The sequence below is a fragment of the Paraburkholderia ginsengisoli NBRC 100965 genome (genome assembly GCF_000739735.1).
Taxonomy (GTDB): domain Bacteria; phylum Pseudomonadota; class Gammaproteobacteria; order Burkholderiales; family Burkholderiaceae; genus Paraburkholderia; species Paraburkholderia ginsengisoli.
Genome location: NZ_BBJF01000018.1, coordinates 152,433 through 176,399 on the forward strand (window position 1 = coordinate 152,433; position 23,967 = coordinate 176,399).

Annotated in this window: 17 protein-coding genes; 5 read left to right on the forward strand and 12 right to left on the reverse strand. The window is 64.4% G+C overall.

Annotated features, from left to right (window positions below; genetic code table 11):
- Positions 1-35: 35 nt before the first annotated feature.
- Genes BGI01S_RS23360 through BGI01S_RS23370 form a run of 3 tightly spaced genes read right to left on the reverse strand, consistent with a single transcriptional unit; the run spans position 36 to position 5,014 of the window.
- Positions 36-449, reverse strand: a complete 414-nt coding sequence (locus tag BGI01S_RS23360; RefSeq protein WP_042328454.1) for a gamma-butyrobetaine hydroxylase family protein — start codon at positions 447-449, stop codon at positions 36-38.
- A gap of 7 nt (positions 450-456) precedes the next feature.
- Positions 457-885 (reverse strand): HIT family protein, encoded by a 429-nt coding sequence (locus BGI01S_RS23365; protein ID WP_042328455.1) that lies wholly within the window; start codon positions 883-885, stop codon positions 457-459.
- 34 nt (positions 886-919) lie between these two features.
- Entirely contained in the window at positions 920-5,014 is a 4,095-nt protein-coding gene (locus BGI01S_RS23370; RefSeq protein WP_042328456.1) for a DUF3683 domain-containing protein, read from the reverse strand.
- Between the two features lie 500 nt (positions 5,015-5,514).
- On the opposite strand from BGI01S_RS23370, the gene ilvA reads away from it, so the two are divergent.
- The 3 genes from ilvA to queF are packed head-to-tail and all read left to right on the forward strand — an operon-like array spanning position 5,515 to position 8,836.
- Complete coding sequence (ilvA, locus tag BGI01S_RS23375) at positions 5,515-7,080, forward strand: threonine ammonia-lyase, biosynthetic (RefSeq protein WP_409372099.1); 1,566 nt, start codon at positions 5,515-5,517, stop codon at positions 7,078-7,080.
- 32 nt (positions 7,081-7,112) lie between these two features.
- Positions 7,113-8,015: a 5'-nucleotidase gene (locus tag BGI01S_RS23380; RefSeq protein ID WP_042328458.1), complete on the forward strand. Its 903-nt coding sequence runs from the start codon at positions 7,113-7,115 to the stop codon at positions 8,013-8,015.
- A complete protein-coding gene (queF, locus tag BGI01S_RS23385) occupies positions 8,012-8,836 on the forward strand; it encodes an NADPH-dependent 7-cyano-7-deazaguanine reductase QueF (RefSeq protein WP_042328459.1) in 825 nt (274 codons plus the stop codon). The genes BGI01S_RS23380 and queF overlap by 4 nt, the downstream gene beginning before the upstream one ends.
- A 51-nt stretch (positions 8,837-8,887) precedes the next feature.
- On the opposite strand, the gene BGI01S_RS23390 is transcribed toward queF, so the two are convergent.
- The 3 genes from BGI01S_RS23390 to BGI01S_RS23400 form a co-directional block, all read right to left on the reverse strand.
- Positions 8,888-9,274, reverse strand: a complete 387-nt coding sequence (locus BGI01S_RS23390; protein WP_042328460.1) for a RidA family protein — start codon at positions 9,272-9,274, stop codon at positions 8,888-8,890.
- Positions 9,275-9,351: 77 nt separating this feature from the next.
- Positions 9,352-10,833, reverse strand: a complete 1,482-nt coding sequence (locus BGI01S_RS23395) for an N-acyl-D-amino-acid deacylase family protein (RefSeq protein ID WP_042328461.1) — start codon at positions 10,831-10,833, stop codon at positions 9,352-9,354.
- Between the two features lie 3 nt (positions 10,834-10,836).
- The gene (locus BGI01S_RS23400) at positions 10,837-11,727 is read right to left on the reverse strand and encodes a MurR/RpiR family transcriptional regulator (protein ID WP_042328462.1); all 891 of its coding nucleotides are present in this window, start codon (positions 11,725-11,727) and stop codon (positions 10,837-10,839) included.
- Positions 11,728-11,873: 146 nt separating this feature from the next.
- Between BGI01S_RS23400 and BGI01S_RS23405 the strand changes: the two genes are divergently transcribed.
- A complete protein-coding gene (locus BGI01S_RS23405) occupies positions 11,874-13,151 on the forward strand; it encodes an amino acid deaminase (protein ID WP_042328463.1) in 1,278 nt (425 codons plus the stop codon).
- Between the two features lie 85 nt (positions 13,152-13,236).
- Here BGI01S_RS23405 and BGI01S_RS23410 read toward each other — a convergent pair whose 3' ends face one another.
- Positions 13,237-13,755: a MarR family winged helix-turn-helix transcriptional regulator gene (locus BGI01S_RS23410; RefSeq protein ID WP_042328464.1), complete on the reverse strand. Its 519-nt coding sequence runs from the start codon at positions 13,753-13,755 to the stop codon at positions 13,237-13,239.
- Positions 13,756-13,785: 30 nt separating this feature from the next.
- Positions 13,786-15,381 carry an MDR family MFS transporter gene (locus tag BGI01S_RS23415; protein ID WP_042328465.1) on the reverse strand — a complete coding sequence of 532 codons (1,596 nt, stop codon included), beginning with the start codon at positions 15,379-15,381 and terminating at the stop codon, positions 13,786-13,788.
- Positions 15,382-15,534: 153 nt separating this feature from the next.
- Here BGI01S_RS23415 and BGI01S_RS23420 point away from each other — a divergent pair, with 153 nt between their 5' ends.
- Positions 15,535-16,374 carry an EcsC family protein gene (locus tag BGI01S_RS23420; protein ID WP_042328466.1) on the forward strand — a complete coding sequence of 280 codons (840 nt, stop codon included), beginning with the start codon at positions 15,535-15,537 and terminating at the stop codon, positions 16,372-16,374.
- Here BGI01S_RS23420 and BGI01S_RS23425 read toward each other — a convergent pair.
- From BGI01S_RS23425 to aqpZ, 4 genes are all read right to left on the reverse strand, one after another.
- Complete coding sequence (locus BGI01S_RS23425) at positions 16,371-17,333, reverse strand: alpha/beta hydrolase (RefSeq protein ID WP_042328467.1); 963 nt, start codon at positions 17,331-17,333, stop codon at positions 16,371-16,373. The two genes, BGI01S_RS23420 and BGI01S_RS23425, sit on opposite strands and share 4 nt — an antisense overlap.
- A gap of 125 nt (positions 17,334-17,458) precedes the next feature.
- Positions 17,459-17,893: a CHRD domain-containing protein gene (locus tag BGI01S_RS23430; protein WP_042328468.1), complete on the reverse strand. Its 435-nt coding sequence runs from the start codon at positions 17,891-17,893 to the stop codon at positions 17,459-17,461.
- A gap of 614 nt (positions 17,894-18,507) precedes the next feature.
- Positions 18,508-22,932: an ATP-binding protein gene (locus BGI01S_RS23435; RefSeq protein ID WP_174447435.1), complete on the reverse strand. Its 4,425-nt coding sequence runs from the start codon at positions 22,930-22,932 to the stop codon at positions 18,508-18,510.
- A 55-nt stretch (positions 22,933-22,987) separates the two neighbouring features.
- The gene (gene aqpZ, locus BGI01S_RS23440) at positions 22,988-23,734 is read right to left on the reverse strand and encodes an aquaporin Z (RefSeq protein WP_042328469.1); all 747 of its coding nucleotides are present in this window, start codon (positions 23,732-23,734) and stop codon (positions 22,988-22,990) included.
- Positions 23,735-23,967: the final 233 nt, after the last annotated feature.

A 23,967-nucleotide genomic window follows, 5' to 3' on the forward strand; every position in this document is an offset into this window, starting at 1 on the left:
GCGCCGCATCGGTGCGGCGATCGGGGCGAATCGTATCAGTGACAGTGGCCGTGCGCAGCGCCGGCTGGCACCATCGGCGTATCGCGGTCGACGCCGGCCGCTTGCAGTTTGGCGAGGTAGTCGCGCCAGAGTTCATCCTGGCGGAGGGCCATGTCGTATAGCAGGTCCCACGAATAGATGCCGGTGGCGTGGCCATCGGAGAAAGTCGGCTGCACCGCATAGTTGCCGACGCCTTCGATCATCGTGATCGTGACCTCGCGCTTGCCGGTCTGCAGTGTTTCCTGGCCGGGGCCGTGGCCTTGCACTTCCGCCGACGGCGAATACACCCGCAGCAGTTCGAACGGCAGGCGATACGATTCGCCGTTCGCGTACTGCAATTCGAGCACACGCGATTTTGAATGCACGACCACACCGGTCGGCACCGGGGTCTCGGGGGTCAGTCCGCTCATAGTGGCCTCAGCTCAGAGCTTGTTCGATTTCCTGCCGCACGGCTTCGCGCAGCAAGGTGGCCTGCGCGCGGCGCGACGACAGCATCGCTTCGGACACTGTGCGCTGGCGCGGCGCCCAGATGGGCAACGGAAAATGAGCGTCGTTCGAAAAACGCGGAATTACGTGCCAATGCACGTGCGGCACCTGGTTGCCGAGGCTCGCCAGATTGACCTTGACCGGTTGCATCACGCGCCGCATTGCGCGCTCGACCGCATACACGGCCTGCATCACGCGATCGCGCTCGCTCTCGGCGAGATCGGAAAACTCGGCCACGTGGTTGTTCCAGATGACCCGGCAAAAGCCCGGGTAATCGTGTTCGTCGGCGAGGACGACACGCAGCGTGTCGTCGTGCCACAGCACATCGCCGCCATCTTCACGGCAAAAAACGCAGTCCATCGTCGTCCTCAGGCAAAAATCGTCAGTCGTGCCATTAAACCAGCACGCGCTCGATTCCGCCATTGTTCGCCCGCTGGACGTAATCCGCCATCCAGTCTTCGCCCAGCACGTGGCGCGCCATCTCGACGACGATGTAGTCCGCCTCGGTGCCCGCATCTTCGTTGTAACGCGACAGCCCTTGCAGGCAGGACGGGCAGCTCGTCAGGATCTTCACGTCGGTGGCGCCGTTCGGCTGCGGACCGTCGCCGGCCTTGAGCACGGAGCCGTTCGGCGCACCCGCCGACCCGGCCGATGCGTTGGCCGGATTGATCGCGTTCGCGCCGGCTTCGGCCACAAGAGGAATGCCGCGCAGCTTGGCCGCGCCCTTGCGCATCTCCTCTTCCTTGCGGAAGCGGACCTGTGTCGAAATGTCAGGACGCGTAACCGCGAGCGTGCCGGATTCGCCGCAGCAACGATCGTTCTTCTCGATCTGGTAGCCGTCCTTCTCCGAACCCATCAGTTGATTGACCAGCTTGACCGGGTCCATCGTCTTGATCGGCGAGTGGCACGGGTCGTGATACATGTAGCGCACGCCGTTGACGCCTTCGAGCTTGATGCCCTTCTCCAGCAGGAACTCGTGGATGTCGATGATCCGGCAGCCCGGGAAAATCTTCTCGAATTCGTAGCCGGCGAGCTGGTCGTAACACGTGCCGCACGACACGACCACGGTCTTGATATCGAGGTAGTTCAGCGTATTGGCGACGCGGTGGAACAGCACGCGGTTATCCGTGACGATCTGCTCGGCCTTGTCGTATTGACCCGAGCCGCGCTGCGGATAGCCGCAGCACAGATAGCCCGGCGGCAGCACGGTTTGCACGCCCGCTTCCCACAGCATCGCTTGCGTGGCAAGCCCCACCTGCGAGAACAACCGCTCGGAGCCGCAGCCCGGGAAGTAGAACACCGCTTCCGTGTCGGCGGTGGTCGTCTTCGGGTTACGGATGATCGGGACGATCTTGTTGTCCTCGATGTCGAGCAACGCGCGTGCGGTTTTCTTCGGCAGGTTGCCCGGCATCTTCTTGTTCATGAAGTGGATCACCTGCTGCGTGACCGGCGGCTTGCCGACTGTCGCCGGCGGATGCGCCGTCTGCTTCTTCGTGAACTTCTTCAGCACTTCGTTGCCGAGGCGCTGTGCCTTGTAGCCGACGCCCATCATCGCGGTGCGCGCGAGGTTGATGGTCTGCGGGTTGGTCGCGTTCAGGAAGAACATGCCCGCCGCGTTGCCCGGGTTGAATTTCTTTTTGCCCATCTTGCGCAGCAGGTTGCGCATGTTCATCGTGACGTCGCCGAAGTCGATCTTCACCGGGCACGGCGTCACGCACTTGTGACAGACGGTGCAGTGATCGGCGACATCGTTGAACTCGTCCCAGTGCTTGATCGACACGCCGCGGCGCGTCTGCTCTTCGTACAGGAACGCCTCGACCAGCAGCGAGGTGGCGAGAATCTTATTGCGGGGGCTGTACAACAGGTTGGCGCGCGGCACGTGGGTCGCGCACACCGGCTTGCACTTGCCGCAGCGCAGGCAGTCCTTGATCGACTCGGAAATCGCGCCGATGTCGGACTGCTGCATGATCAGCGATTCATAGCCCATCAGGCCGAAGCTCGGCGTGTACGCGTTGCGCAGGTCCGCGCCGTCGAGCAGCTTGCCCGCGTTGAAGCGGCCATGCGGATCGACGCGCTGCTTGTACGCACGGAATTCGCCGATCTCTTCGTCGGTCAGGAATTCGAGCTTGGTGATGCCGATGCCGTGCTCGCCGGAAATCACGCCGTCGAGCGAGCGCGCGAGCTTCATGATGCGCGCCACAGCGGTGTGCGCGTCCTGCAGCATCTCGTAGTTGTCGGAGTTGACCGGCAGGTTCGTGTGCACGTTGCCGTCGCCCGCGTGCATGTGCAGCGCGACGAACACGCGCCCGCGCAGCACCTGCTTGTGGATCGCCTGGGCTTCGTCGAGGATCGGCTTGAACTCGCCGCCGTTGAAAATCTGCCGCAACTCGGCGCGGATTTCCTGCTTCCACGACACACGGATCGTGCGGTCCTGCGTGATGTGAAACACGGTCGCGTCCGGCTGCGCGTCGGCGCGATCCGCGAATTTTTCCGCCAGACCTTCGTAGCCGAGGCCGACCAGATAGTGCTGTGCCTCGCGCACCGACAGGTCGAGCTTGTCGCGCAGGAATTCCCAGCGCGTGCGTACGCGCACGAGCAGATCGAGCGCCTGTTGCACGCGGTCTTCGAGCAGCTCGGCGCTGGGGATTTCGTTCGCGTCGTCGCTCTTGCCGAGCGGCAGCTTGCCGCCCTTGAAGAAAGCTTCGAGCGCGTCGACCAGTTGCAGCTTGTTCTTGATCGACAGTTCGATGTTGATGCGCTCGATGCCGTCGGTGTACTCGCCCATGCGGTCAAGCGGGATCACCACGTCTTCGTTGATCTTGAACGCGTTGGTGTGCTTCGCGATCGCGGCGGTGCGGCTGCGATCGAGCCAGAAGCGTTTGCGCGCCTCGGCGTTGACCGCGACGAAGCCTTCGCCGCTCTTGCCGTTGGCCATCCGCACGACTTCCGAGGTCGCTTGCGCGACAGCGTCCGCGTCGTCGCCGACGATATCGCCGATCAGCACCATCTTCGGAAACGCGTTGCGCTTGCTCTTGGTCGCGTAGCCGACCGCGCGAAGATAGCGCTCGTCCAGATGTTCGAGGCCCGCGAGAATCGCGCCGCCCTGGCGCGACGTCTCGAACAGATAGTCCTTGATTTCGACGATGCTCGGAATCGCCTCGCGCGCCTGGCCGAAGAATTCGAGGCAGACGGTGCGCGTGTGCGCGGGCATCTTGTGCAGCACCCAGCGCGCGGACGTGATCAGCCCGTCGCAGCCTTCCTTCTGCACGCCCGGCAGACCGGCGAGGAATTTGTCGGTAACGTCCTTACCCAAGCCTTCCTTGCGGAACACGCGGCCCTTGATGTCGAGCGCTTCGGTGCGCAGCAGCTTTTCGCCCGGCGCGTAGTTGCCGTCGAACCACTTGAGTTCGAAACGCGCGACTTCGATGTCGTGAATCTTGCCCATGTTGTGGTCGAGGCGCGTGACTTCGAGCCAGTTCCCTTCCGGGTCGACCATGCGCCACCACGCGAGGTTGTCGAGCGCCGTGCCCCACAACACTGCCTTCTTGCCGCCCGCGTTCATCGCGACGTTGCCGCCGACGCAAGAAGCATCCAGCGAGGTCGGATCGACCGCGAACACGAAGCCGGCCTGCTCGGCCGCTTCGGTCACGCGACGGGTGACTACGCCCGCGCCGGAGAAAATCGTCGCGACCTTGCGATCGAGGCCCGGCAGTTGGGTCATCTCGACCGCACCGAGCTGTTCGAGCTTCTCGGTATTGATGACGGCCGAGAACGGCGTGAGCGGCACCGCGCCGCCCGTATAACCCGTGCCGCCGCCCCGCGGAATCACGGTGAGCCCGAGTTCGAAACACGCCTTGATCATGCCGGCGATCTCGGCTTCGGTATCCGGCGTGAGCACGACGAACGGGTATTCGACGCGCCAGTCGGTCGCGTCGGTCACGTGCGACACGCGGGACAAACCGTCGAACTTGATGTTGTCCTTTTCGGTGACCTTGCCCAGCACCTTGGTCGCGCGACGGCGCAGATCATAGGTCTTCTGGAATTCGCTCGCGAAATCGTCGACCGCGCGGCGCGCGGCCTGGACCAGCGTCTCGACGCGAGCGGCGCGATCGACGCCCGCATCATCGCCATGTTCGACCAGATCGGCGCGGCGGCGCTTCTCGATCTCCGACAGACGGTGATGCAGCGCTTCGATCAACAGCGCGCGGCGCTTCGGATTGTCGAGCAGGTCGTCCTGCAGATACGGATTGCGGCGCACGACCCAGATATCGCCAAGCACCTCGTACAGCATCCGTGCCGAGCGACCGGTGCGGCGTTCCGCGCGCAGTTCGGCGAGCACCGCCCAGGCGTCGTCGCCGAGCAGACGGATGACGATTTCGCGGTCGGAAAACGACGTGTAGTTATAGGGAATTTCGCGCAGGCGCGCTTCGGGATCGGCGGCCACCGCAGCGGCGGCCCCGTGCGGATCGAAAACTTGAGGTGCGTTCATGTTCGGACGACTCGGTAGATCAACCTGACGCGCTCTTCGGGAGGCGTCGGCTGACGGTGCGCGTGGGGCGCAATGCCTGGAAATCTTTTCTTAAGGGGAAGCGAAGCCCGACCGACGGCTTACCCACATCGGTCGCTTCGCGGCGCTCAGATATAACTACACGATCGTGCGTGGCGGACGTGACGCTCCGCCGCGGGACAGGATTCGCGCGGGACGGGCATCAGGTGGGCGATCCGAGGCTGCCAGTGCATCTTCCGATCCTTATTCCAAAACGGAATTCTACCGCATGATTCCGCTACGCGTTGACGGCTGCAATCGGAGCAGCGGCGGGGCTTCGGGCGTGTTCACGCCGAAGCGTCCTGCTGCGGGCATACGGCGAATTTGCCGACCGGTCGGTCGGGCGGGTCTGCCTGACTGCGTGTCGACACGCTCGGACCACGCTTACGACACTGCTCGCCCGGAGCAATAGGAAGGGCCTGCCCCAGATCATTGAGGCTATCATTGATCCTTTCCCGTCTCACAAAGCGCACCGCGCCACCCGCATGGCTTCCCACGACTACCTGAAAAAAACCCTGACCGCGCGCGTCTACGACGTGGCCCGTGAGACCGAACTGGAGCGCGCGCCGAATCTGTCGGCACGGCTGCGCAATCCGGTGTATCTGAAGCGCGAGGACAACCAGCCGGTGTTCTCGTTCAAGCTGCGCGGCGCGTACAACAAGATGGCGCATATTCCGGCGGAGGCGCTGGAGCGCGGGGTGATTACCGCGTCGGCGGGCAATCACGCGCAGGGTGTCGCGTTGTCGGCGGCACGGATGGGCGTGAAGGCGATCATCGTCGTGCCGGTCACGACTCCGCAGGTGAAGGTCGATGCAGTGCGCGCGCACGGTGGCCCGACGGTCGAGGTCGTGCAGTTCGGCGAGTCGTATAGCGACGCTTACGGCCACGCCGTCAAGTTGCAGGAAGAGCGCGGGCTGACCTTCGTGCACCCGTTCGACGACCCGTACGTGATCGCCGGCCAGGGCACCGTCGCGATGGAGATTCTCAGTCAGCATCAGGGCCCGATTCACGCGATCTTCGTGCCGATCGGCGGCGGTGGACTCGCGGCCGGCGTGGCCGCGTACGTGAAGTCCGTGCGGCCGGAGATCAAGGTGATCGGCGTGCAGACCGACGACTCGTGCGCGATGGCCGCGTCGCTCAAAGCGGGCGAGCGCGTCACGCTGAATGAAGTGGGTCTGTTCTCGGACGGCACCGCAGTGAAGCTGGTCGGTGAAGAAACCTTCCGCTTGTGCAGCGAATATCTCGACGACGTGCTGCTCGTGAATACCGATGCGCTGTGCGCCGCGATCAAGGACGTGTTCCAGGACACACGCAGCGTGCTCGAACCGGCGGGCTCGCTCGCGGTAGCCGGCGCGAAGCAGTATGCCGAACGCGAAGGCATCGAGAACCAGACGCTGATCGCGATCACATCGGGCGCGAACATGAACTTCGACCGCATGCGCTTCGTTGCCGAGCGGGCCGAAGTCGGTGAAGCACGCGAAGCGGTGTTCGCGGTGACGATCCCCGAAGAGCGTGGCAGCTTCCGGCGCTTCTGCGAACTGGTCGGCACGCGCAGCGTCACCGAGTTCAATTACCGGATCGCGGACGCGAATTCGGCGCATATCTTTGTCGGCGTGCAGATCAGGAATCGCAGCGAGTCGGCGCAGATCGCGGGCGCGTTCGAAGCGCACGGCTTCGCGACTGTCGACCTCACTTTCGACGAACTCTCGAAGCAGCACATCCGCTACATGGTCGGCGGGCGCTCGCCGCTCGCGCATGACGAACGTTTGTTCCGCTTCGAGTTTCCGGAGCGGCCGGGTGCGTTGATGAAGTTTTTGTCGTCGATGGCGCCGAACTGGAACATCAGCCTGTTCCACTATCGCAACCAGGGCGCGGACTACAGTTCGATCCTGGTCGGCATCCAGGTGCCCGCGAGCGAGAACGACGCGTTCGAACGTTTTCTCGCGACGCTCGGCTATCCGAACTGGGAAGAGACGCGGAACCCGGTGTACCGGTTGTTTCTTGCATAGCAAACCGATCTATCAAGGATTGAAACGCGCAGATGGCTCTTTCGCTCGTCGACAAACTGGTGGTGGCAATCTCGTCGCGCGCGCTGTTCGACTTCGAGGAAGAGAACCGCGTCTACGAGGATGGCAACCTCCGGCAATATGAAGCGTTGCAGCGCGACCGGCTGACAGTGCCCGCCAAACCGGGCGTCGCTTTTCCGCTGATCCGCAAGCTGCTGGCGTTGAACACCGGCGGTCATCGCGTCGAAGTGGTGATCCTGTCGCGCAGCGATCCAATCAGCGGACTGCGCGCGTTTCATTCGTGCCGCGAACATGGGCTCGCAATCGAGCGAGGCGTCTTCACGCGGGGACGCGCACCGTTCGGTTATCTGAAGCCGCTGAACGCGTCGCTGTTTCTGTCCGCGAATCAGCAGGACGTGCGCGACGCTCTGGCTGCCGGATTCCCGGCCGCACGCGTGTTGCCCGAATCGGCGAAAATGGCGAGCACGTATCCGGACGAAATCCGCATCGCGTTCGACGGCGACGCCGTGCTGTTCTCCGATGAAGCCGAGCGCGTGTTCCAGAAAGACGGCCTGCGTGCCTTCGTCGGCCACGAGATTCACAACAAGGACCTGCCGCTCGCGGACGGTCCTTTGAAGCCGCTGCTGGAAGCGCTGCACCGGCTGCAAAAACTCGCGGACGAAGCCGCTCCGATGCATATTCGTACGGCATTGGTGACGGCGCGCTCGGCGCCCGCGCACGAGCGCGCGATCCGCACCCTGATGGCGTGGAACATCGAAATCGACGAAGCGATGTTCCTCGGCGGCCTCGACAAGAGCGCATTCCTGCGCGAATTCGAGCCGGACTTTTTCTTCGACGACCAAATTGGCCACTGCGAATCGGCCCGCGTCGTGACGGCGACCGGGCATGTGATGAGTGGCATAGTGAACGCATCATGACACCCGAACAATCACCGCTGGGCAAAGCCTCCACTTACACCGAACAGTACGACGCGTCGCTCCTTTTCCCGATCGCGCGGAAAAATGCGCGCGAGGCAATCGGCATTGGCGCGCAGTTGCCGTTCTTCGGCACGGACATCTGGAATGCTTACGAGCTGTCGTGGCTGAACGCGCGCGGCAAGCCGCAGATCGCGGTGGCGACGTTTTTCGTGCCGGCCGACTCGCCGAATATCGTCGAGTCGAAGTCGTTCAAGCTGTATCTGGGCTCGTTCGCGCAGACCGCGTTCGAATCGATGGACGCGGTGCGCGACACGATCAAGCGCGACGTGTCCGCTTCCTGCGGCGCGACGGTGTCGGTTCATCTGGCCGCGCCGTATGAATTCGGCAAGCTGCAGATGGAAGAATTCGAAGGTTTGTCGCTGGATCGGCTGGATCTGGATACCGACGTTTATCATCCGGACGCTTCGCTATTGAAGGCCGCGCACGATGAAGCGCCGGTCGAGGAAACGCTGTTCTCGAATCTGCTGAAGTCGAACTGTCCGGTGACGGGGCAGCCCGATTGGGGCAGCGTGCAGATTCATTACGTCGGCCCGCAGATCGATCACGCGGGGCTGCTGCGCTATATCATCTCGTACCGCAATCACACGGGCTTTCACGAGCAGTGCGTCGAGCGGATTTTTATCGACGTGCTGAAGGCCTGCAAACCGGTCAAGCTCGCGGTGTATGCGCGCTATACGCGGCGCGGCGGGCTGGACATCAACCCGTTCCGCACCAACTACAACCTGCCGATGCCGGACAACATGCGCCTGGCCCGGCAGTAACAACAAGGTCGTTCGCCGCGCGATCAGTCAACGCACGGCGAACGCCACGCTTCAAGCCGCCGGCTTCTTATAAGCGACGCAATCCACTTCTACCTTGCAGTCGATCACCATCGACGAAACGACACAGGCGCGCGCCGGCGGATTCTCGCCGAAGTACTCGCGAAACACCTTGTTGAACGACGCGAAGTCACGCGGATCGTCGAGCCACACGCCGCAGCGGACCACATGCTCCGCGCCATAACCGGCTTCCTTCAGGATCGCGAACACGTTCTGAATCGCCTTGTGCGATTGCTCGACGATGCCGCCGTTGATCACTTCGCCGTTTTCCATCGGCGTCTGACCGGACACGAAGAGCCACCCGTCCGCTTCGACCGCACGCGAAAACGGCATATGTTGGCCGCCCGTTCCCTTTCCGCCTTCAACGCCATAACGCTTCATCATCACACTCCTTAAAAAGTTCGGCGCGTGCCCGGCACCAGCGCCGCGCGCACCGTCATCGATCGAACAAAAATAAATCAGAACGCGCCGTGCGCGTCACCCTTCGACGCCGCACCGCGCGCGACGAAGTGACCGGCACGCTCGCCGGTGACTTCGCCATCGCGATACGACAGCACGCCGTTCACCCAGACCGCGTCGATACCGTGGGCCGCCTGCTGCGGCTTTTCAAAGGTCGCTGCGTCGAGCACCTTGTCCGGGCTGAACAACACCAGGTCGGCGTGGTAGCCGATATGCACTTCGCCACGCTGCGCCAGGCCGAAACGACGCGCCGACAGGCTCGTCATCTTGCGCACCGCCTCTTCGAGCGGCAACAGAGCGGCATCGCGCGCGTAATGGCCGAGCACGCGCGGAAACGCGCCCCACAAACGCGGATGTGGCAGCGGATCGTTCGGCAAGCCGTCCGAGCCGACCATCGTCGCCGGATGCGACAGGATGCGCCGCACGTCCTCTTCGGACATGTTGTGATACACCGCGCCCGCCGGTTGCAGGCGCTTGCCCGCTTCCTGTTGCGTGACGCCCCACTCGGCGGCGATCTCTTTCACGAGCTTGCCCGCCATCTCCGGATGCGGCTCGGACCACGTGATCGTGATGTCGATATCGCCCGTCACCTGCTTCAGGTCGAGCGTCGACGAACTGCGGTTGTACGGATAGCAGTCGCAACCGATCGGCTGCATCCGACGCGCGCCTTCGAGCGACTTCAGCACTTCCTCGCTGCGCCCCCAGTTCGACGGCCCCGCGCACTTCAGATGCGAGATCACCACCGGCACGTGCGCGTGACGGCCGACGCGATATGCCTCGTCCATCGCGTCGAGAATCGCGTCGAACTCGGTGCGCATGTGCGTCGTGTACAACGCGCCGGCCGCGGCGAGCGGCTCGGCCAACGCCATCACTTCCTCGGTCGGCGCGGCGAACGCCGAGCCATACGCGAGCCCGGAACTCAGACCGAGCGCGCCGTTGGCCAACGCCTCTTCCAATTGCGTGCGCATGCCGTCGATTTCCTGCGGCGTCGCCGCGCGATCGAGCCGGTCCATCTGATTGCTGCGCAACGCCGTGTGCCCGATCAACGCGCCGACATTCACTGCCGGCCGAGCCGCGTTCACCGCTTTCACGTACTCGGCGAAGGTCGGATACTGGAACGCGTCGCGCTCGCCGAGCAGGTTCATCGGATCGGGCGGATCGCCCTTCAGCGCCACCGGCGACGCGCTGATGCCGCAATTGCCGACGATCACCGTCGTCACGCCCTGCGTAATCTTCGGCAGCATTTGCGGCGAGCGGATCACATGCGTGTCGTCATGCGTGTGCACGTCGATGAAGCCCGGCGCGAGCGCGCGCCCCTCGGCCTCGATCACCTCTTCGGCGAGCCAGTTCGACAGATTGCCGATTGCGACGATGCGGCCGTCGCGGACCGCGACGTCGCGTTCGACAGGCGGCGCGCCCGTGCCGTCATACAGTTGCGCGCCGACGATCAGCGTATCGGCGGCTTCGGGATGCGAGTGCATGGATCAGTCTCCTAACGGTTGTCGATCGCCGCCGCCGCGGTGCGCGTCGAGCGCGTGCTTCATGCGGCGCAGCAATTCGCGGCTCTCGTCACCCTGACTGACGGCAAGTTCGGTGACGAGCACATCGAGCGCCATCATCATCGCGTAACGAGACGACGACGGCTTGTAAATGAAATCGGTTTCGAATGCGACGATCGGGATCACCCAGTCGGCGAGTTTCGCCAGCGGCGACGTGGGCGCGGTCAGCGCGATCACGGTTGCGCCATAGCTGCGCGCGATCTTGCAGTTCTCGATCATCTCGGGCACGCGCCCGGTGGTGGACAACGCGATCACCACGCATTCGCGCGACACCGTGCTCGCCACCATGCGCTGCAGCAGGCCGTCCTGATAAGTGGCGACCGGACGGCCGAGGCGCACGAGCCGAAAGCGCATCTCATCGGCGAGCGCGGTCGAGCCGCCGCCCATGCCGAACACGTAGATCATGCGCGCCGCGCGCAACGCGGCCGCGGCGGCGCCGAGCGGCGCCTGGCGCAACAGTTGATGGTTATGGGCCAGTGCGGTTTGCAGTTCGTCGAACACACGGGTCGCGATCGGCTCGGGCGCGTCGCTCGCACCGCCCGGTTGCAGGAAGCGCTGACCGACCGCAGCGGCCTGCGCGAGCCGCAGCTTCAGCTCGCGCACGTCGCGGCAACCGACCGCCTTCGCGAAACGCGTGACGGTCGCGACGCTTACCTCGGCCTGCTGCGCGAGCGCGCCGATGCTGGCGCGCGACGCACCCGTCAGATCGTCGAGAATCAGCGCGGCGACCTTGCGTTCGGCCGAGCGCAGGTCCGGCGCGCATTCGGCGATGCGTGCGACGATGTCGAAAGCCAGCGGTTCGGCGGTTGAGTTCATGGCGCACGATGGGCGGCCGCGCGGAGGTCTGCAACGCGCCTCCGCGGCGCCGTGGTACTAAATAACATTTCTCCGAACATCGTACTTTCGGTAACATGGTAAAGTCAAATTTGATTCAATTTAACTGGACGATGGAGCAAGGAGACATGAAAGTTACAAACTATCAGGGCGCAACGATTGATCCTTATAGCAAGGGCTTGGGCATGGTTCCGGGCACCAGCATTCAGCTCACGGATGCCGCGCGCCTCGAATGGAACCTGCTCAATGAAGACGTGAGCCTGCCGGCCGCCGTGCTGTATGCGGATCGCGTGGAGCACAACCTGAAATGGATGCAGGCGTTCGTCGCGGAATACGGCGTCAAGCTTGCGCCGCACGGCAAGACCACGATGGCGCCGCAACTGTTTCGCCGTCAACTCGAAACCGGCGCGTGGGGCATCACGCTCGCCACCGCGCATCAGGTGCGCGCGGCTTATCACGGCGGCGTGTCGCGAATCCTGATGGCCAACCAGCTGGTCGGCCGTCGCAACATGATGATGGTCGCGGAGTTGTTGAGCGACCCGGACTTCGAATTCTTCTGTCTCGTCGATTCGGTCGAAGGCGTCGAGCAGTTGGGCGAGTTCTTCACGTCGGTGAAAAAGCCGCTGCAAGTGCTGCTCGAACTCGGCGTGCCGGGCGGCCGCACAGGCGTGCGCGACGAAGCGCAACGCAACGCGGTGCTCGACGCGATCGCACGCTATCCGGACGTGCTGAAGCTCGCGGGCGTCGAGTTGTACGAGGGCGTGCTGAAGGAAGAGCACGAGGTGCGCGAGTTCCTGCAAAACGCGGTCGCGGTCACGCGTGCGCTCGTCGAGGAAGGGCGTTTCGCGCGTACGCCGGCGGTGCTGTCGGGCGCGGGCTCGGCGTGGTACGACGTGGTGGCCGAAGAATTCGTGAAGGCGTCGGAAACCGGCAAGGTCGAGGTCGTGCTGCGCCCCGGTTGCTATCTGACGCACGATGTCGGCATTTATCGCAAGGCGCAGACGGATATCTTCGCGCGCAATCCGGTCGCGAAGAAAATGGGCGAAGGCCTGCTGCCGGCGCTGCAATTGTGGGCCTACGTGCAGTCGATTCCCGAGCCGGATCGCGCGATCATCGGTCTCGGCAAACGCGACTCCGCGTTCGACGCGGGTATGCCGGAACCGGCGCGCCACTATCGTCCGGGTAACGAGGCGCCGCGCGATGTCGCGGCGAGCGAAGGCTGGGAGATCTTCGGCTTGATGGATCAGCACGCGTATCTGCGGATTCCCGCAGGCGCCGATCTGAAAGTGGGCGACATGATCGCGTTCGACATCTCGCATCCGTGCCTGACGTTCGATAAGTGGCGTCAGGTGCTGGTGGTCGATCCGGCGTATCGCGTGACGGAAGTGATCGAAACGTTCTTTTGATGTGGCCGTAAGCGGCGCGCCTGGAAGTGATGGGGCGCGCCGTTTCCAGTTCGACGGCTTGAAGCGCGCGGCGGTGGATCAGGACTCAGGACTCACGATTAGCGCGCGCCCGGCTCTCCGTCGCTTCAGCCTGTTGCGCCACTTCGGCGCTAGTCGAGTTGGCCGCATTCGCCGCAGCCGCCACTTCGCCGATCCTCACCTCAAGCATCTTCAACGCGCCGGACAACGCCCCCAACGCTTCATCCGGCAATCCAGCCATCGTGTCGTGCAAGAACGCATTGCGACGCGGCAAGCTCGCTTCAGTCGCCGATTGCCCCGCTTCCGTCAGCCGCACATTCGTCACGCGGTTATCGCGCGTATCCATGCTGCGCGCAATCCAGCCCAATCCTTCGAGCGTTTTCAACTGCCGCGTGAGCGCACCCGGATCGACCCGCAGACGCTCCACCAGCCGCTTCTGCGACGACTCGCCCGCCTGCTCGTGCAGCGCAAGCAGAATGCGCCAGCGCGGCAACGGATGGCCGACGTGCGCCTCGAATGCCGACATGAACGCCCGATAAGTGCGGCCAAATTGCTGCATGACGGCGACGCGATCCTGTTCTTCCATGATGTACCCGGTAATACGGTGAGTCTAAAATCAGTCCGCGTGAATCACGGGCTCGAGCTTGCGCTGGAGCTTGATCGGCGGCACGCGGCGGCTTTGCCACACGGACACCACGGCGATGATCGCCGCCATCGCGAGACCCAGATGAATCGCGCCGACGAGCGACTCGCGCGCGCTTTCGAGCAGCATCGCGCCGTTGTGGCCCGCATGCGTCAACTGTTCGACGAGGGTGGTCTGCGCTTCCCGATTGATCAGGATTTGCGGATCGCCGAGATCGGCGAACCAGTGCGACGCATTCGCGCTGTCGAGTGCGCTGCGCACGCCGCTCGCGTACATGTGGCTGACCAGCGTGCCGGTCAGCGCCGTGCCGATCATCCCGCCGATCATCCGCAGCGATTGCAGCAGCGCGGTTGCGATGCCGAGGTGTTCGCGGCCGGCCGTCTGCTGCGCAAAGATCGTCAGGTTCGGCATCACGAATCCGAGCCCCAGCCCGCCGACCACCATGAACGACATCAGCACCCACTGCTGCATCGAACGCGTGGCGACGACAATGCCGAGGCACGACAACGCCACCAGTGAAAAGCCGATGTACAGCATCAGATTCGGATTGCTCACGCGCGACACGATGCGCCCGTTGGCGATGCTGCCGATCGTGATGAACACGACCAGCGGCGTGATGACGAGCCCCGCTTCTTTCGGCGACATCCCGAAGCCGCCCTGGAACAGCAGCGGCGCGTAGAACAGCAGCGAGAACATCGTGAAGCCGCCCAGCACGGCGAGCGTGAAGAGCGCGGCGAGGCTGCGGTTGCGGAACATGTCGACCGGCAGGATCGCCGTCGGGCAACGCTTTTCCCACTGCCAGAGCGCGTAAGCCGATGCGATGCTCAGCGCGAGCAGCGCGAACGCGCCCAGGGTCACGCCATGTTTGGGCAGCAACTCGACGAACAATTGCAGCGAGCCAAGCGCCACCGCGATCAGCAACGCGCCGGGCCAGTCGAGCCGCATCTTGCCCTTGTGCTCCACGTGGCGCAAATGCGGCAGGAAGCGCCAGACGAAGAACAGCGACAACAAGCCGACCGGCAGATTCACATAGAACACCGAACGCCAGCCGTAGTACTGCGTGAGAAAGCCACCGAGCGACGGCCCCACGGCGTTCGCAATGCCGAACGCCGAACTCATCAGCACCTGCCAGCGCAGCCGCACGACCGAGTCGGGGAACAGATCGGGAATGCAGGCGAACGCGGTGCCGACCAGCATCCCGCCGCCGATGCCCTGCAAACCGCGCGCAAGCACCAGAAACAGCATGTTGTTGGCCGCGCCGCACAGCACCGACGCCGCGGTGAACACGACGATCGACGCGATCACGAACGGCTTTCGCCCGTAGTAGTCGCCGAGGCGGCCGAAGACCGGCACAGTGATCACTGAGGTCAGCAGATACGACGTGGCGACCCACGCGTACAACTCGAAGCCTCGCAGTTCTGACACGATGGTGGGCAACGCCGTGCCGACTACGGTCTGGTCGAGTGCGACCAGCATCGTGACGAACGAGATGCCGAGCATCGCCAGCAAGGATTCACGAAAAGGTAAAACTTGCCCACTCGAGTGGTGGGCCGCGGTATGGACAGCCATTTTTTTAATGGAGCTTTTGCTAAAGCAACAGTTGACTCGTCAAATGATCGGGAATCATACCACGGTCGGGCGCTCTAATCCGGACGCGCCGCCACGCTTCGGCACGGCGGCAATCGACCGAAGAATGCACACGACATGACGCCAGGGAGGCACATGCAGCCGAGTTCGCTCACAGCACCATCCTTATCGGAGCAGGACCTGAACGCGCTGCGGCGCGCGAAACACCAGCTCGAAAGCCCCGCGCTGGCGATGAAGCTGGCAAGCGTCGTCGGTGCGCCGCTGGAGAAACTGATGTCGCGGCTACCGGCGTTCGCCAATACCAAGGTCGCCGACGCGACGGAACTGGCGTTGCGCAAATGCCTGTCGATCGCACTGCGCACGCTGGGCCGGCGCGACGCCACGTCCCTGATCGCGCCCGACAAGCCGAGCAATCTGCTGCACAAGTTCGCGGTGGCCACCACTGGCGCGGCCGGCGGCGCCTTCGGCCTGTTCGCGCTGCCGGTCGAGTTGCCGGTCACGACCACGCTGATGTTCCGCTCGATCTGCGATATCGCGCGCAGCGAGGGCGAGGATCTGTCGTCGATCGACACGCAATTGCAGTGTCTGACGGTGCTCGGCATGGGCGGCACGTCGAGCGAGGACGACGACGCCGAGCTCGGCTATTTCTTCATGCGCGGCGCGCTTGCGCAGGCGGTGTCGAAAGCATCGTCCGAGATCGCGACCAAGGGCTTTAGCTCGCACGGCTCGGCGGCGCTGCTGCGGCTGTTGCACGCGATCGCCGCGCGCTTCTCGGTGCAGGTGAGCGAGCAGATCGCCGCCAAATCGATCCCGGCGATCGGCGCGGTGCTCGGCGCCATGGTCAACACGGTGTTCATCGATCACTTCCAGCAGGTCGCGCACGGCCACTTCACCGTGCGGCGGCTGGAACGGCAATACGGCCAGGAAACGATCGAGGCCGTGTATCAGACTCTCGACGTTGCGCTCGACAGCTAAGCGGCCGGTTCCGCCGACGCGTGTGCCGCGTTCACAACTCGGCTCGTCACGCGGCGCACGAAAGCGGCCGCGTGATCGAGCGCGCGGTTCGCTTCGGGGATGAACGGCGCGAACATCGGCCACACGTGCGGCATCTTCTTCCACACTTCGAATTCGCAGTCGACGCCCGCCGCGCGCGCGTTGTCGGCGACGCGTTGCGAGTCGTCGAGCAACACTTCGGTGCTGCCCGCCATGATGAAGAGCGGCGGCAAACCGCGCAGGTCGGCATAGACCGGCGACGCGTACGGATCGGTGGCCGGCGCGTCGCCGAGATAGACCTTCGCGGCCCGCGCGATCGACGCGCCGCAGAACATCGGATCGGCGCTGTCGTTGTCGCGGATGCTCGCGCCGGCCACGGCCAGATCGGTCCACGGCGAGAACAGCAGGCCGCCGGCCGGCAGCGGATCGCCGGCGTCGCGCAGCGCCACCAGCGTCGCGAGCGCGAGGCCGCCGCCGGCCGAATCGCCCGCAATCACGATGGACTGGGGTGCGATGCCCATCGCCAGCAACTGCCGATATGCGGCGAGCGCATCCTCCAGCGCCGCCGGATAGCGATGCTCGGGCGCAAGACGGTAGTCGAGGGAAAAGACCCGCGCATCGGCGCGCGTCGCCAGTGGAAACACAAGCGAGCGGTGCGTGGCCGGCGAGCAGAAATAGTAGCCGCCGCCATGGCAGTACAGCACGGTCGGCGTCGCGTTGCGTGTCGACGCGTGATCGACGCGCTCCAGCCACTCGCCGCGCAGTGGCGCATCGTGCACGCGATATGTTTCGCGCAGACGCCAGTCGCGCGGCACACGCGGCGACCAGACGCGCTTCGCGGTCAGCGCACGCGCTTTCGCGACATCGATACGAGGCTTGAGGGTTTCCGGTCGAAACTGCCTGCGCAGATACCAGCATGCGAGTGCGCTTTGCCAACTCATCAGGACACGCTCCTTCGATAATGTCCCGTCATCGTACTTGCGTTCGCCGCTACGCCGGTGGGCGGCGGCTTCTAATGCGCGGCGAACGCTGCGCCGGGCCGGACCGGACCGGCTTGGCGCGTCGTCTAGTTCGCCGGCAAAACCTGGCCGCGAATCTCGCCCGTCGGATTCTGTGCGGTGTGCACGTTGAAGTACCACTGCCCCGCCATCAGATCGGTGACCTGCTGCTCGGTGAGCGCCGCCGATCCCTTGATCGGGCTCGCGAGCGCGCCTTTGTCGATCGGCACCTGGACCTTCGCGTTCTGACCGACCGGCGCGGGGCCGTGGAAATGCGCGGCGGTGGGTGGGCCGCTCAAACCTTCGTAGGTGACGGTCCATTGCAGCGATTGGGTCTTCGTATCGAAGGTGGCATTCACCATGCCGTGCCCGTGACTCACTCGCGGCGGCACTTCGCTCGACGGCTGAAGGTCCGCCTTCAACGCCACCGTGTCCGCAAACGCGGCGCCCGACGCCAACGCGCACAACACCACGGCCACATTCAATTTTCGCAGCGAAATCATGGTCTTCTCCGGACTTTTTTGATGCGCCGCCGCACCGACGATTCGGCCGCGTGCGGAGCCACCACATACTAGTGCAAATCCTTCGGGCATGTCTGCGCGCGGCGGCGCGGACGAGCCGTGGAGTTCATGCGAATCGCGCGATGCTTTTGCCCTGGTGTTTGCAGCGTGGGCCGGATTCGTAGTTGTCCGTAGCGATTCGTGCTGGTCCGTCGGTGCCTATGCGTTCGCAAAGGAGAGCGCAAAACGCTGGACGTCGACGCATTCCAGGGCATCACGTGTAATCAAATTAGCCGTCGACCTGCATTGTCTTTGCCACGCTTTGCACGATTTATCCGAACAATTATTTGCGAATTTTGGAGTGAATCAAATCGCGGCATCCGGTTATGCTTCCGCCTGCGAGAAGTGACTCCTTCATCGAGGGAAGTCTCCAAACCTTTTAACGCGGCTTCGGCCGCGTTTTTTTTCGCCCTATCCAGCGGCTTGTTACGCGCTTACCTGCATTTTCCTGCAGCCGTCTGCACTCGCTTGCACTTTCTTGTCACGCATTGCAGCGGTGGCTATGTGCACACTGCATCATTGCACGGCACTGCGCAGCACCTCGGCGCGACAACGCGCTAAGCCAGCAACGCTGCCTGCTGTTCGATACCGTCTAGCATCGCGTTGCATTTGTCGATCAACGCGTGTCCCTCGCTGCGCAACCGGTCCGGCGACTTGTTGACGATATCGCGACGATACTCGTCGAGCGCGGTGAGCAGCGGCGGATATTGCAGCACGCCCGCGGCCCCCTCCACCCGATGCAGCCACTCGCGCAAACGCACGACCTCGACACGCTCCAGCAACGGCGACAACGACTGCACGTCCTCACGCACCGACGAAACGAACGCGTCGAGCAATGCCTTGACGGTCGACTCGCTGCCCCACAGTTGCGTCATGTGCGTCAGGTCGACCGGAACGAAAGGCCCCTCGCCACCCGGCATCACCGGCCCGGCTACCTCCGGCTCGCGCTCCGTTTCCACAGGCGCGGCCTGCGACGTGCTGTCGGTGCCGAACCAGCGGCTCAGGTATTCGCGCAACGTGGCAAGCCGGGTCGGCTTCACGAGGCTGTCGTCCATACCGGCATCGCGGCATAGATTCAGATCGTCGGGCGCGGTGTTCGCCGTGATGCCCAGAATCGGCAGACGCTGCGCGCCGCCCGACTCTCTCTCGCGGATACGTCGCGTGAGTTCGTAACCGGACAGATTCGGCATATGGCAATCCGTGATCAGACAACCGTAGCTCGTGCGCTCCAGCGCGGTCAGCGCCTCCACGCCGTCGTTCGCGACGTCGCACGCGAAACCGAGCAAAGCCAGCTGATGTCGGATCAACTCCTGATTGACCGGATGATCCTCCGCGACAAGAATCAGCCGCCCGCTCGCGATGGCCCGCTCGCGGTCCGGCGGCGTCGTGATGCCTTCGGCCGTCTGCGCGAGGCCCGCCGCGGGCCGCGCCACCGAAGGCAGCCCCGTCATCGCGGCGGCGCACGCGGCGCCGAGGCCGCGCCAAGAAATGGGATTGACGCTCACGCGCACCTTGTCGTCGAGAATGCGGTAACCGGTCGGCTTCGGCTTTTCGGTCAAGCTGATGATGCGTGTGCCGGGTCCAAGTGTCGCGGGCAATTGCACCTCCTCGCTTACGAACAGCAAATCCACCTCGTCGAGCACGGCGCGATCGCGCAGTTCCGCCGCGCCCGGCGCGACGCTGCGCAACTCGAGTCCCAGCGCCGCGCCGAAATGCAGCAGCGCGCAGCCGACCCGCCTGTCGCCGGTCGCGACGATCCCGCGCTTACCGCGCAAGCCGCTGACGGAATAGGACTGCGCCTCGACCGGCATCGTGAGACGCACGATCATGCAGGTGCCGAGACCCGGTTCGCTGCGCAACGCGAGCGTGCCGTCCATTAGTTCGATCAGCTTGCGGCAGATCGTCAAGCCGAGGCCGGTGCCGCCGAAGCGCCGCGTGGTAGACGACTCCGCCTGCACGAACGGCTCGAACAGACTCGCCTGCACTTCCGGCGCGATGCCGATGCCGGTGTCCTCCACGGTCATTTCGAGCGTCTGGTGAGCGCCGTTCTGCTCGACGACCGCGACGCCCACGTCGACCTCGCCCTTCGGCGTGAACTTGATCGCGTTGCCCAGCAGGTTGAACAGAATCTGCCGCAGGCGCACGCTGTCGCCGCGCAACATGGCGGCGACGTCCGACGCGATATCCACGCGCACCTTCAGCCCTTTTTCGTGCGCGCGGCCCGCGAGCAGGCCGACCGCGTTGTCGACCATTTCACGTATGTCGATGGGCTCGGCTTCGAGCGTGAGGCGCCCCGCTTCGATCTTCGAGTAGTCGAGCAGGTCGTCGAGAATCTGCAGCAGCGCGCCCGCCGACTCGTGAATCATGCTCAGCATCTCGCCTTGATCCGTATTGAGCGGCGTGCGCTCCAGCACTTCGACGAGCCCCAGCACGCCGTTCATCGGCGTGCGGATTTCGTGGCTCATCATCGCGAAGAAATCGTCTTTCGCGCGCGACGCCGCTTCGGCCATGTCGCGCGCCCGCGCGAGTTCCTCGGAGCGGGCACGCTCCACGCTCGCGTCCACCCAGAAGCCGCTCCACACGACGCTGCCATCCGCTTCGCGGCGCGGCACCAGTTCAGCGCGCACCCACTTGGGCTGCTGGCCGCCCTTCAGCCGAAATTCCATGTGCACCGGTGTTTCGCAGTGCGCGGAACGCTCCAGTTCGGCTCGCACGAACTCCCGGTCGTCGTCCGCGACGCGATGAAAGTCGACCTGAGCGCGGTGGCTGCGCGACACGTCTTTGCCGCCCAGCAGGTGCCGCGTGTCGCCGCCGATATACGGAAACGAATACGCCCCGCTCGCCGTGCGGCGCAATTGGAACACCACGGCCGGCAACGAGCGCGTGACGTCGAAGAGGCGCCGCTCGGTGTCGTGCGCGAGCATTTCGGCGCGCCGGATCGTGGTGATGTCGACCATCGTGCCCACGAGGCAAACAGGTTGTCCGTCGCTGCCGTGGCACACGCTGTTCCAGAACAGGCCATGCCGCCTGCCGCCCGCGCGGCTGCTGAACTGCAACTCCACTTCGTCGATGCCACCGCCCTGGAGCACCTTGCGCGTCATGTCGTCGAGAATGCGGCTGTTCGTTTCGCCCCATGTCTGCACGTCCATCGTCGTGCGCCCGAGGACGGCCTCGCGGTCGATGCCGCACGCTTCTTCATAGGCGCGGTTGACGGCGATGTAGCGCCCCTCCAAGTCTTTCGCGACGAGCGCATAGGGCACCGTTTGCATCATCGCTTCCTGGAAGTTCAGTTGCAGCGCGAGTTCACGCTCGGTCGTCTTGCGCAGGCGGACTTCGCGTTGCAGCAGCAGATAGGCGCGCAACGTGACCAGCAGCACGACGCCGACGCCGATCAGCAGCGGCAGCAGACGCACCGCCGACACGCTCCAGATGCCGGCGTCCGGCATCGCGCCGCCGGCCCAGCGCTGGCGGATGCGCTGCTTCTCCGCCGCGGGCATCGCGAGCAACGCGCGGTCGATGATCGGGACGAGCGGCTTCAGGTCCGAGCGCACCGCGATGTCGAGCGAGTCGGTTTCGCCGAGCGTGCCGAGAATCTTGAGGGTGCTGCCATAGCGGCGCTTCAACTGGCTCTCGACAGCGGCCATGTTGCCGACCGTCAGGTCCGCTTCGCCGGCGGCGACCATGCGCAACGCGTCGGCCATGCTGGGCGCGACGACGATGTGGTCGGGCGCGACGGCGTCGAACGCATGCGGAACCGAACCGGCCACGTGCGCGGGGATGACGATGCGGCGCAACGTGAAGTTGTCGAACGAGCGCGCGACCGGTTCGCCGGCGCGCCCGACCACCACCATCGGATAGCTTTCGTACGCTCGTGTGTGCACGGCGTTCGTCAGCTTCTGACCGTTGCTGGACGCCGTGGACAGGATCGCCAGCTCGCCGCGCTGGAATGCCTCGACCGTGGTGGGCCAGTCGGACAGGCGCGCCCGGTTGAACACGATGCCGAGGGTGCGGGTCAGATAAGCCAGATAGTCGGCGGTCATGCCGGCGGCACGACCGGTGTCGTCGATAAAGCTGAACGGCGGCCAGTTGCTGTCGAAGCCGATTTCCAGCGGCGGCAATGAGCGAAGCCACGCCCGCTCCTCCGGTGTCAGCGTGAAATGACGTGTGGCGGCGGCCGGCTCCGCGTTGAAGTTGCCGGACAGCCAGCGCACGCGGATCGCCGCGCCTTCGGCCGGGCTCATCGACGCGAGCGCGCGATCGAGCTGATCGCGCAACGCTATCCGGTCGCGAGGCACAGCAAAGCGCAGTTCGGCGTTTTTTCTGCCCTCCTCGAACGCGACGTGCAGATCGTGGAATTGCTCGGTGGCCAATTCAAACTGCACGACCGTGGTGAGGCCGAAATAGGCATCGGCTTCGCCCGTGGCCACCGCGGAGAGCGCCGCCTCCGTGGTGGCGAACGCCTTGATCGTGGCACGCGGAAAGCTGTCGCGGATCGGACGCTCGAGCGCGAAGCCCCGCTCGATCGCGATGCGCGCGCCGGCCAGTTCGCCTCGGCTCGCGTACCGTTCACCGTCGCGCCGCACTACAGCCGACATCGACGTGCGGAAATACGGCACGGTGAAATCGAGGCACTGTTCACGCTCGGGCGTGCGGGACAGGCTCATCAGCAGATCGACATTGCCCGCGCAGGCAGCGGCGAGCAGTTGCGGCATATCCGGAAACGCCTTCGCCTCGATGATGACGCTCGGCCCCACCAGCGCGCGCAGATAGTCGCCGCTGATGCCGGTGAGCCGGCCGTCCTGCAACATGTCGTACGGCGGCCGGCCGCCCGCGAGCATGCCGACAGTCAGTTTGGCGGGAAACGCGCGTGCCGCCGGCGCGTGGGCGTTGCCGCCGAACGCCTCGGCGAAGGACGTCGCCACGGCCACCGACAGGAAAAGCGCGAGCAGGCACAGCGGCAGGTGTCGCAGCGCGCGCGTCATCGCCGTGCGCTGCGGCAGACCCATGGCGAACGTGAGGACCGGTACGGAGACGCACTCATGCGACGTCGCCTTGGCCATCGGCCAGCGCGTCCTCGGGCAAACCGGCATCGCCATTCAAAAACGAAAACAGCACGCCGGCCGCGACACCGCCCGCCAGCGGCGCGGCCCAGAACAACCAGAGTTGATCCAGCGCCCAGTTGCCGACGAACAGCGCCTGGGCGGTGGAGCGGGCGGGGTTGACCGAGCCGTTGGTGACCGGCATGGACACCAGATAGACGAGCGTCAGACACGCACCGACGATCAGCGGACCGAGCGGCACCAGGCTTTTCCGGGCGGCGATCAACAGGCACACCATAACGAACGCGAACGACAGCACGAACTCGATGAGCAGCGCCGAATGCATTTGATAGTCGGCGGGAGAGTGCGCGCCGAAACCGTTTGCGGCGAATTCGCTGGCGCCCAGCTCGAAGCCGGGACGGCCGCTCGCCACGTAGACGAGGAGCGCGGCGGCGACGATCGCGCCGGAAATCTGGGCGGCAATGTAGGGCAGCAGGTCGCGCACCGGAAAGCGCTGCGCGACCGTGAAGCCGACGGTGACGGCAGGATTGAAATGCGCGCCGGAGATCGAGCCGAACGCATAGCCGGCCGTGACGAATGCGAGGCCGAACGCGAGCGACACTTCCAGCCCGCCGTACCCCTGCAGGATCACGGTGGTATCCAGCACGGTACTGCCGCATCCAACGAACACCAGCCACGCCGTTCCAGCCCCTTCCACCCACAACCGCTTACCTAGCGTGACCATCCGCCCTCCCATTTTTTTGTATGTACGAGGCAGACGCACTGCGTGATTGCACCGAAACCTCCGCCCTGAATACTGTCGGCCGACTACCGCCGGGACGGTGAAACGTGGGTCGCCGTCAGGCAAGTAGGAATAGCACCGCAGTCAATTCGGAAGTATGGAATCGGCACATCTTTATACGAATCAGAAAAGTCTTAAATGAATTAATTTTAATAGTTATCAACGAATTTAAATGA

What these genes read in the sequence shown, in the direction of transcription:
- BGI01S_RS23360 (WP_042328454.1), bottom strand. Translation starts at nt 449, where the DNA reads ATGAGCGGACTGACCCCCGAGACCCCGGTGCCGACCGGTGTGGTCGTG.
- BGI01S_RS23365 (WP_042328455.1), bottom strand. Translation starts at nt 885, where the DNA reads ATGGACTGCGTTTTTTGCCGTGAAGATGGCGGCGATGTGCTGTGGCAC.
- BGI01S_RS23370 (WP_042328456.1), bottom strand. Translation starts at nt 5,014, where the DNA reads ATGAACGCACCTCAAGTTTTCGATCCGCACGGGGCCGCCGCTGCGGTG.
- BGI01S_RS23380 (WP_042328458.1), top strand. Translation starts at nt 7,113, where the DNA reads ATGGCTCTTTCGCTCGTCGACAAACTGGTGGTGGCAATCTCGTCGCGC.
- queF (WP_042328459.1), top strand. Translation starts at nt 8,012, where the DNA reads ATGACACCCGAACAATCACCGCTGGGCAAAGCCTCCACTTACACCGAA.
- BGI01S_RS23390 (WP_042328460.1), bottom strand. Translation starts at nt 9,274, where the DNA reads ATGAAGCGTTATGGCGTTGAAGGCGGAAAGGGAACGGGCGGCCAACAT.
- BGI01S_RS23395 (WP_042328461.1), bottom strand. Translation starts at nt 10,833, where the DNA reads ATGCACTCGCATCCCGAAGCCGCCGATACGCTGATCGTCGGCGCGCAA.
- BGI01S_RS23400 (WP_042328462.1), bottom strand. Translation starts at nt 11,727, where the DNA reads ATGAACTCAACCGCCGAACCGCTGGCTTTCGACATCGTCGCACGCATC.
- BGI01S_RS23405 (WP_042328463.1), top strand. Translation starts at nt 11,874, where the DNA reads ATGAAAGTTACAAACTATCAGGGCGCAACGATTGATCCTTATAGCAAG.
- BGI01S_RS23410 (WP_042328464.1), bottom strand. Translation starts at nt 13,755, where the DNA reads ATGGAAGAACAGGATCGCGTCGCCGTCATGCAGCAATTTGGCCGCACT.
- BGI01S_RS23415 (WP_042328465.1), bottom strand. Translation starts at nt 15,381, where the DNA reads ATGGCTGTCCATACCGCGGCCCACCACTCGAGTGGGCAAGTTTTACCT.
- BGI01S_RS23420 (WP_042328466.1), top strand. Translation starts at nt 15,535, where the DNA reads ATGCAGCCGAGTTCGCTCACAGCACCATCCTTATCGGAGCAGGACCTG.
- BGI01S_RS23425 (WP_042328467.1), bottom strand. Translation starts at nt 17,333, where the DNA reads ATGAGTTGGCAAAGCGCACTCGCATGCTGGTATCTGCGCAGGCAGTTT.
- BGI01S_RS23430 (WP_042328468.1), bottom strand. Translation starts at nt 17,893, where the DNA reads ATGATTTCGCTGCGAAAATTGAATGTGGCCGTGGTGTTGTGCGCGTTG.
- BGI01S_RS23435 (WP_174447435.1), bottom strand. Translation starts at nt 22,932, where the DNA reads ATGACGCGCGCGCTGCGACACCTGCCGCTGTGCCTGCTCGCGCTTTTC.
- aqpZ (WP_042328469.1), bottom strand. Translation starts at nt 23,734, where the DNA reads ATGGTCACGCTAGGTAAGCGGTTGTGGGTGGAAGGGGCTGGAACGGCG.